The 9,101-nt window shown below is 64.0% G+C and carries 3 protein-coding genes; 1 reads left to right on the top strand and 2 read right to left on the bottom strand.

Going from position 1 to position 9,101, the window contains the following annotated elements; all coding sequences use genetic code 11:
- The first annotated feature begins 19 nt into the window (after positions 1 to 19).
- A complete protein-coding gene (locus ABZ260_RS05065) occupies positions 20 to 481 on the top strand; it encodes a hypothetical protein (protein WP_355613149.1) in 462 nt (153 codons plus the stop codon).
- A 683-nt stretch (positions 482 to 1,164) separates the two neighbouring features.
- Here the strand turns inward: ABZ260_RS05065 and ABZ260_RS05060 are convergent.
- Both ABZ260_RS05060 and ABZ260_RS05055 read right to left on the bottom strand, forming a co-directional pair.
- A complete protein-coding gene (locus ABZ260_RS05060) occupies positions 1,165 to 6,297 on the bottom strand; it encodes a class I SAM-dependent DNA methyltransferase (RefSeq protein WP_355613147.1) in 5,133 nt (1,710 codons plus the stop codon).
- Entirely contained in the window at positions 6,294 to 9,095 is a 2,802-nt protein-coding gene (locus ABZ260_RS05055) for a DEAD/DEAH box helicase (protein WP_355613145.1), read from the bottom strand. The genes ABZ260_RS05060 and ABZ260_RS05055 overlap by 4 nt, the downstream gene beginning before the upstream one ends.
- Positions 9,096 to 9,101 lie beyond the last annotated feature (6 nt).

Below are 9,101 nucleotides of genomic sequence, written 5' to 3'. Positions count from 1 at the left end.
GTGACGATATCTTTACGCAGTGCTTACGGCCTACGTCGACGAGAGCCTCCGTCGCCGCCCTGACGACTGCAGCGTTTACGCGATGGCGGCTGTCGTGGTGGACTCCACCGACCACGACGACATCCGCGCGACCTTGGAGTCTCTCCGCCTCGGCAAGAGTCCCCGCCTGCACTGGCGGGAGGAGTCTTCCGCGAGGCAGCTCGCCATCACCAAGAGACTCGCCGGCATGCCGGTGCACGGAATCGTCACGGTCTACCTTCACGGCAAGGAGACCCGAACCGAACGAGCTCGCCGGAGATGCCTGGAAAAACTGCTGGTTGAGCTTGATCATGCCGGGGTCACAACGGTTCTCATCGAGAGTCGTTCTCCCGACCAGGATCACCTGGACCTTTTGCTTCTTATGGGGGTCCGCAAGACTCGTGCCCTGTCGAAGAACATCAGGGTCTCCTGGCAGTCCTCCCACAAAGAGCCACTTCTCTGAGCCGCCGATACCGTGGTAGGAGCCACAACCTGGCGGCTGGACGGATACACAGAGTGCTTCGATCTGCTGGCCGAGCAGGTTCAGGTGATCTGCCTTGACTGAGAGCGAAAAGCGCGAAGGCCGGACGCCCGATTCCATCGGGAGGCCCGGCCTCACTTCCAACACCCACCGGGGGTGCGGCACTCCCCAGTGTGCCTCACCAAAAGTGATCAGGCAAGCGCATTGAGCCATCAACGAAAGCGCGAAGGCCGGGCACCCGATTCCATCGGTGGTCCCGGCCTCACTTCCGTACTCACCGGGAGTACGGCACGGCCAGTGTGCGTCACGCGGAGTGATCCGGCAACCGGTTTCGGGGCAAAGAGCCGACCGGGAGAAAATCCGAGGAATGGGGTGTCCATCTCCGCGTCCGCCCAGACGCCCCCATCCCCTCCCTCCGACCGCGCGGATGCATCCCGTCCTGTGCGCACAGGACTGACGGGATCTCGTCCACGACCATGGCATGGTGAGGGATCCACCGGACACGCGAAACACGCCAGACGGACTACATGCCGTGCCCGGCGCCCATCCGTCGAAACGGATGAGCGGTATCTGTCGGCCATTAGACCGGTCACCATCCGCGTTCGGCAACTCACTTCCCGATATCGATGCTGTTCCCGGAGCGAGAAACGGGACAGATGAGGATGTCACGGGGTGACCTCGGGAGCCGGTACGGCCTGCGCCTGGCGGAGGCGCTCGGAGAAGACGGCATGGGCCTGGCGGTACTCGGCTTCACGGTCGGCCTTGTAGAAGGGTGCGGTGTAACCGTCGGGGACGGGGCCGTTGACCTCGGGGTCGAGGTGGGCTATGAGCTGCTCGTAGTGCTCCTTGGTCTGACCAGAACCGTAAGCATCGAAATTCGCAGCGACCCTTCGACCGTCAGCATCAAAATACATCTCCCCCTCGTAGGTGAGAAGCTGCGGAAATCTGGATCGGTATAGGGTTATAAGCTCGCCCGCAGTAAGCCCTAACATAAGTGCCGCCAACGTGTCCATCTCGACCAAAGCTGAACGTCTCGCACGCTCTGCACGCAGTGGCGTCTTTTCGTTCCATTCGGAGCGAACATCTTTCAGAGATGCAAGTCCAGGCCAAAACACAGCCCAATCATCAGTTTTCCATGATTCCTTATAGAGCTCATTCCAGATAGAGATATAGGAATCCGTAAGACAGTTTAGGCGCAGGGTCCTGAAAATCAATTCCTCTGCAAGGGGATGATCCGAGTACGGAGCCAACATGGATCGAGCATCTGCCACATCCAGGTGCTCTCTGCCTCCGATGCGAAGGGAGTAGTCTAAGGGAAGCGTCGCCCAAAATCCTGCTACTAGCGTAGTATCGCGAGGGTCGCTCAGCGCCATACTTCGTACTGCATGGATATGCAGCGGCCCCGGCGGCATCAGGGCTACAAACAGGCTACGTTCCGTAGAGGCAGGCACCATTTCCCTCCAGAAGACCCGAAAAAACTCAGAAGAAATCCTCCCCATCCACTTATCTTGAGCACCCCTATATACCTCAAGGTCCGCGACTCTCAAAAAATCGGTTCGAGGCACAGCATTTCTGGATAGCGCTACAAGGTCCATTGGCCTACCGCCACGCTTGGGAATTGGCGGCTTCTTCGCGAAAGGCGTTGCAATGGAAAATTGCGGACCTCGAATGATTACATCGGACCACTCTTCTGGATCGTTTATCTCCTCTCGGATTAACCCCGATTTCTTTGCGCCAGTTTCATGCAATCCGCTACTAATATACGCATTCATGTCTCCAAGGCGGCGCTCGTAGCCAGCGATCAGGGCGATGGGGCGCCATTCGTCACTCGTTACGGGGTAGAGGAGCTTCGCCTGGGCAGCTGGCACACCTTGATCTCCGGATACGAGGCGCCATCCAGCAAGAACATCAGAATTTACACTAACCACCCTCGCGCGATGCGGGCGAATATCCCAATCTTTTTTATATTTAAGTGCAGGAATCTCTCCCGAACCATCGTGGTTTAGCGAAAAAACGAGCGTAGAGGGATCGAATAGCCAGCTCAGATGTAGAAAAGAAATATCCCTGGGGCGTCCATAGACATTGAGCCCGAATTGCTTATTTGAATCAACCTCCGGGAAGATGAGGCGCCTATTTTGGAAGTGAGCGTGCAGACGCAAGCGCGGATACACATGAGAACGAAAATACCCTTCGCGAGCCCCACTGAAATGAGTATCATAATGAACAAGACCGGCGATCCCGTTGGTGCTTAAATTTTCCCACGACTTAACCATGAAGCAACGATACAAGTCTGCTTGAGTTCCACTCAGTATTGGATATGTGGCCCCAGAACTGAGAAATGCATCCGTTCCTGCATTACGGGCAAGTTCATTGGATACAAAAATCTGATTTCCCCTCAGAGAAAGCGCTACTCCTCTGCGAGCTTTTCGATCCTCAACTCCCATACCTCTAGCAAGCTGGAACCATGGATCCATCTCAGCTAGAACCACGGACTCATTCCAGACAGGACGAACCCATGGCGGGTTACCGACCTGAAGGTCAAAACCGTCTTTTTTGAAAACCTGAGCGAACTGGAGTTCCCAGTGGAAGAAGCCCTGCTGTTCGGCGATGTCCTCGACCAAGTCGAACCAGGGGAAGCGCTCAGCGAGTTTGATGGCCGAATCCATACCCACCCATGCGGGCAACTCGTCCTCGTACTCCTCCAGAGCTGCCAAGGAGGCGAAACTCGCGACCAACGAGTCTTTCGGGATGTCAGCGCGGCCAAGCATGGCCTCGGCGAAATCGAGCCAGTCGTCCAGATTGGCGAGAGGGATGACCTGACGAAGTGGGTCGAGAGCAAGGCTCTGCTTGCGTCCGGTGGTGCGGCGGGACTCGCGAGCGAAGCCGCCGAGGCTGATCTGTTCCGGCTGACCGGTGTCGAACAGCGAATCGGTCGTCCAGCTCTCTCCAAAACCGGTCGGCTCCTCGATCACCTCTGGTCGAGTCTCCGCCCGGACAACAGGAGTTACAGAATCTGATCCGTAGTCAGATGCTGTATCCGAGGTAAGCCGGGTGTAGATGTCGTCGGAGCCGTCCAGCATGCCGGTGCGGTCGAGCGGCCAGAACCACAGGGCGCACCAGGCGTCCATCACCTTCTTGAGCCGCCAGTACGGCGTGCCGGGGGCGACCAGGTCGCCGAGGACCTTCTCCCTGCTGACGGCGTTGGCAGGCTGGTCGATCCAGTCGGCGCCCCAGACGTCGATCTTGCGACTGATCTCGCGCTCGGAGATGGTCAGGCGCTGAACGACCAGGCCCCAGAGGTATTCGGCCCGGCCGGACAGGGCCTGGAGGCGCTGGAGCTGGGTGAGCTTCTGCCCCTGCCGCTTCTTGTCGGAGACCTTGGCGCGCATCTTCTTTCGCCAGTCGGCCAGCTTCTTGGCCTCGACCGGTGCCAGCTCGCGGGCCTCCTTGGCACCGGCGACCGCGCCCCAGCCCTCGGCGGGCAGCAGGAAGTGGTGGACCTTCCCCGACGGAAGCTTCCCCGCCGAGAACGGCAGGTCCTCGGGGGCCGACTTGAGCCACTCCCCCTTGGTCAACTGCGCCGCGTCGTAGACCCGGCGGCCCGCACCGATCAGGGAGTTGCCGTGGCGCAGGTGCAGGCCGAACCAGGGGGCCTGCAACCCCGGGTGCATGACGTTGAGCCAGACGGAAACCTCGGCCAGCTCGATGGCGGTCTCGTTGAGGTCGACACCGTAGGAGTTGTGCAGCGCGACATAGGCCTTGACCCGCTGCAGCTCCTCCTCGTACTGCTCCGGATCGACCGAGACGCCGAGTTCCTGCTGCCGACGGCGCAGATACTCGGCCGACACCTGGTTGATGGCCTCGTTGAGGAAGGCACCCGACCCGAGGGCCGGTTCGCAGATCTTCCACCGCAGAATCTCGCGGGCCGGGGTGACCGTGCCGTCCTGGTCGAGGCGGTGCTGCAGGGCGAGCTGGACGGTGACCTGGGTCAGCGACTCGGGCGTGTAGTAGGAGGCGCTGGTCTCCCGGTCGCGACCGGCGAGCCGGTAGACGAACGAGCCCTTGACGTACCTCACGTACTCCTCGGTCTTGTGGCCGTCCTCGTCCACCCGGCGGACGAAGACGTCCTCGGGGTAGTCGTCGACCTTCGACGCGGGGATCGTCCAGGTGCCGCCGTGGGAGTCGCCGTTCTTGGCGACCTCGTACAGTTCCTCGGTGGAGATGAAGCCGGTGTAGGACATCAGGCCCTCGTACACCGCGCCGAGCTGGTTGATGCCGAGCTGGGCGTAGGAGATGAAGCCGCCCCGCTCCTTGCGCCGTCCCTTGGTGAGCATGAGCGCCTGAAGCACCCGGTGCAGCGTCGCGTTCCTGAGCCGGGTGTCGATCTTCGGCGCGGTCGGGTCGTCCTCGTCGTAGCCGGGCACGGTCAGCGCGGCACGGCCGATCAGTTTGGTCTTCTCCGGGTTGAACAGGTCGGCCCGGAGCGGCTCGAACCGCAGCCTCTCCCCCGTGGAGACCGTGGGCCCCGAAGAGTCTTGTGAACCGTCGACGCTCTCCGACCTCGGTGAACTCTCCGAACTCTCGGAAACCGCAGGGACCTCGGGCTTCGTACCCTCGGTGCCGGGCTTCGGGTTGTCGCCGTTGACCAGGCGGAACAGCAGGTCGAGCGACTCGTACAGGTGGAAGGAGTTCCGCGCCTCCTCGCCGGTCAGGTCGCGGACCACCAGGTCGCCCAGCCGGGACAGGCTGTAGCCCCGGCCGTAGTCCTCGTCGTCGGTCGGCAGGATGCCCAGCTCCGGGCGGGCCTCGGCGTACAGCAGGAACAGGATCCGGTAGAGGTAGCGCAGTGACTCCTTACCCAACTCCTTGGCCAGCGCGCCCGGCTCCATGATGTCCTCGGGCCGCACCGCGCGGACGGTGCCGTCCTCAAGGCGCATCTCGGCCTGGCGGATCCGGTTGAGCACCTCGTTGGCGATCAGCTCGACGGAGTCCTTCAGCCCCTTGCGAAGCTCGGTGGAGACGCCGACCGCGTGGTTGCGCGAGTTCGCCAGCAGCTCGGCCAGCGGCTCGGAACCGCCCTCCTCCGGCGGCAGCAGCGAGTCGGCGCCGAAGAGCGCGGCGATGACCTCCAGCTCGGCCGGATTGTTCCGGCCCAGTGCCACATCGAGGCTGACGGCCAGGTAGCGGCCCTCGCCCCAGGTGGCCCGGTCGGCGAGGACCGCCACGCCACCGGCGAGGATCAGCACGTAGCGCGGCGGGGTGTCGGCGGCGAACAGCCAGGACGCCAGCTTGGTGCCCGAGGTGAGCTGCTCGCCGCCGTCCAGCCGGATCGGTGCCGCCAGCAGGCCCGCCCGCTCGTCGTCGAGGGCGGCGTCCACCTCGGCGGCCCAGCCGCACTCGATGGCGACCAGGTGCTGGTCGGAGTACGCCACCGGGACGGCGTGTTCCCGGCCCGCCCGCCGCACGGTCAGCTCGCGTGGCTGCGCGGCGAACCCGAGCGCGCGCAGCACGTCGCCGTGCAGCTCGGCCAGCTCCTTGCACCACTCGGCCCTGTCGTTGGGGCTGATGAGTTCGCCCTCGCGTAGCCGTGCGTCGACGTCGGCGAAGAACGGGCGGTCGGCGAAGTACGGCTTGCGCAGCTCGCGCAGACCCCGGCGCGGTGTGACCCGGTCGGCCTTCTCGTCCTCGCTCCAGCGGGCGAGCAGGCCACCGGACTTCTTCAGGTCCTTGGGCAGCACCTCGGCCAGGTAGTGCGCCGAGAAGTAGTCGCCGCGGTTGACTATCGAGTCGAAGCTCATCGCTGCCCGTCCTGCCTGGTCACGGCCGAGTCCGGCATGGGAATCAGTACGGCGAGAACGCGGAGCAGTGGTTCGCCGGTGGTCTGCAGGGATTCGAGGAGCTGCTCCTGCTCGGTGACGGTCTGGCGCACGTCGGCCTCCCTGCGGCCACGCTGCGAGATGTGCACGCCGTCGAGCGTCAGCTGTTGCCAGTCGGAGAGCTGGGCGCGGTAGGCGTTCAGCGGCGCGACCACCTCCGCGTCGTAGCGGGCGCGGCGCTCCTCCAGGTGAGTGCGCGCGACCTCGACGGCGGGCTTCACCAGCTGCTGGAGCGATTCGAGATCCAGCCGGCGACCCGTGTTGATCATCCCGGGTCTGACCTTGGCCGCCTTGAGGACCTCGACCATCTCCTCGTTCCGTACGGTGAGCGCCTCGGGTGGTCCGCTGACCGCCATCCACTCCACGACCGTGGGCCGGCCACGCCTGTTGGAGTAGATGCCCTGGATGAGAAAGACGGTTTCGTCCACCTCGGCGGTGATGACCGGGGCCTTCTTGCGGCCGAGCCGGACGAGGACCTTGTCGGTCAGCCAGTCGACCATCGGATGCAGGTCGGACAGGTAGGCGATCTCCGGCCACATGGTCTTGGTCCTACGGGCCTCGTCCAGCTTGCGCTGGGCGAGCGTACGGCTGAAGGTGACCTTCATCCGCTTCCTGACGTCATGGGTGCGCAGGTAGGAGGAGGGCAGCACGGAGAGCCGGTGGGTCAGGTCCTTCGGCGGTTCGAAGGCGAGCATCTCGCCGTCGTCCTCCATGCCGTCGAGGAGGTTGAGCGTCCTGATGGACTCGTGGACGAACTCCTCGGTGCTGTCGAAGAGCTGTGGCACCTTCGCCCTCGGCGATTCGGGGGGCAGCGTGCTCTCCGGGCTCTTCTCCTCGTTGAAGAAGTCGGCGAGGAAGTCGTCTGCCACGTGCGACTCCAGCGACTCCTCCACGCTCTTGCCGTCGAGCAGGTCCTGGATGAGACGGCGCTCCTCGCGCTCGGCACGGTACTCACCGGTGACGGCCTCGGCGGTGCCCAGGCTCTGGTGGGCCGCCGACTCTTTGGTCAGCAGCTTCTCGGCCACGGTCCGGTCGTCCTTGGCCCCCTCGACGTCGGAGGTCAGGATCAGCGCGGTGAACTTCGGCTGGTTTTCCTGGCCGTAGCGGTCGATACGGCCGTTGCGCTGCTCGATCCGGATCAGGCTCCACGGCACGTCATAGTGGATCATCTGGTGACACTGCCGGTGCAGGTTGACGCCCTCGGAGGCGACGTCGCCGGTGAACAGGATGCGCACCTTGCTGTCGGAGAGCGAGAACCGCTCGACGATCTCCTGCTGCTGGGTGTCGGAGAAGCCGCCGTGCATGACGGCGATCGCGTCGTCCTTCAGCCCCAGCCGAGCCGGGACGGTCTTCCGCAGCCACTCCAGGGTGGGCACGCTCTCGGAGAAGACCACGACCCGGGTCTCGCTGCGCGGGCCGACGCCGATCTTCTCCAGCTGGGTGACCAGGGTAGCGAGCTTGGCCGAGTCGTCGTCGGTCATCCGCGCCGTGAGATCGCGCAGGGTCTTCAGCGCGTCGATCTCGCGGGCCTCCTTGGCGTTCTTCAACCGCTTTCCCACCGTGCTGGCCAGGGCGACGTGCGAGGAGAGGAAGGACTTGAGCAGGGTGTAGGGGAAGAGCCGGTTCTTCGCGTCGACCACCGGCCCACCGGCTCGCTGGTCTCCGGCCAGCCAGACCTGGGCGAGCTCCTCGAAGATCTTCTCCTCGGCGTCGGTCGCCGGGCAGTGGACCGGGACCGAGGGACCCCGGTCGGGCCACTTGCTGCCCATCTGGTCGCGTACCTCAGGGTTGATCTTGGTACGGCGCAGGTAGAGGTGGTCGATGTCGCGCGCCGAGTAGCGGGTGTCGTCGGCGATCGCAGCCGGGTCGAGCATCCGGATCAGCTCGGCGAAGGACTTCGGCTCGCCGTTGTGCGGGGTGGCGCTGGCCAGCAGCAGCGCGTCGGTGTTGCGGGCCAGCAGCTTGGCCAGCCGGTTGCGGAAGCTGTTCTCGCCGATCAGGTTGTGCGACTCGTCGATGACGACCGCGTCCCAGTGCATCTTCTCCAGGTGCTGGCCGTACTTCCCCTGGTTCTTGAGGGTGTCGATCGAGACGATGATCCGCTTGTAGTAGGTGAACGGGTTGCGACCGGCCGGGATCTGCCGCTGGATGCGCTCGATGCCGACCGAGTCGAGGCGGATCAGCGGGATGGAGAACCGGGTCCACAGCTCGTGCTGGAACTGCTCAAGCACCTGCTGCGGGGTGACCACGAGAATCCGTTCGCCCCGGCCACGGCGGATCAGCTCGGCCAGGATGAGCCCGATCTCCAGCGTCTTGCCCAGGCCGACCACGTCGGCGAGCAGGATGCGCGGCCGGAGTCCCCTCAGCGCCAGCTCGGCCGGGCGCCGCTGGTAGGGCAGCGAATCGAGCAGGAACCGGTCGGCCAGCGCGAGGCCCTTCTCCGTCTGGGGCAGCGGCGTCCTGCGCAGAACCGCCTCCAGGAAGAGACGGCTCTTGGCGAACCTAGGTGTCTCGTCCTGCTCCAGGATCGTGTCCTCGGGACGCATCAGCTCGACGGTGTCGAACTCGGTGAAGAACACCGCGTCCTCGTCGCGGACGAACTCCGACGCGCCGATCGCGGTGATCCGCTGCCCCGCACCTCTGGTCTCGCAGGTACGGACGATCCACTCGGCGTCGCGGACCTCGATCCGGGCACCTGGCGGATACTGGGTCTCGGTCACGGCTCT

Source organism: Streptosporangium sp. NPDC006013 (assembly GCF_040614275.1).
Classification (GTDB): Bacteria; Actinomycetota; Actinomycetes; order Streptosporangiales; family Streptosporangiaceae; genus Streptosporangium.
This window is presented reverse-complemented; position numbering and strand designations above follow the sequence as displayed.

What these genes read in the sequence shown, in the direction of transcription:
- ABZ260_RS05060 (WP_355613147.1), bottom strand. Translation starts at nt 6,297, where the DNA reads ATGAGCTTCGACTCGATAGTCAACCGCGGCGACTACTTCTCGGCGCAC.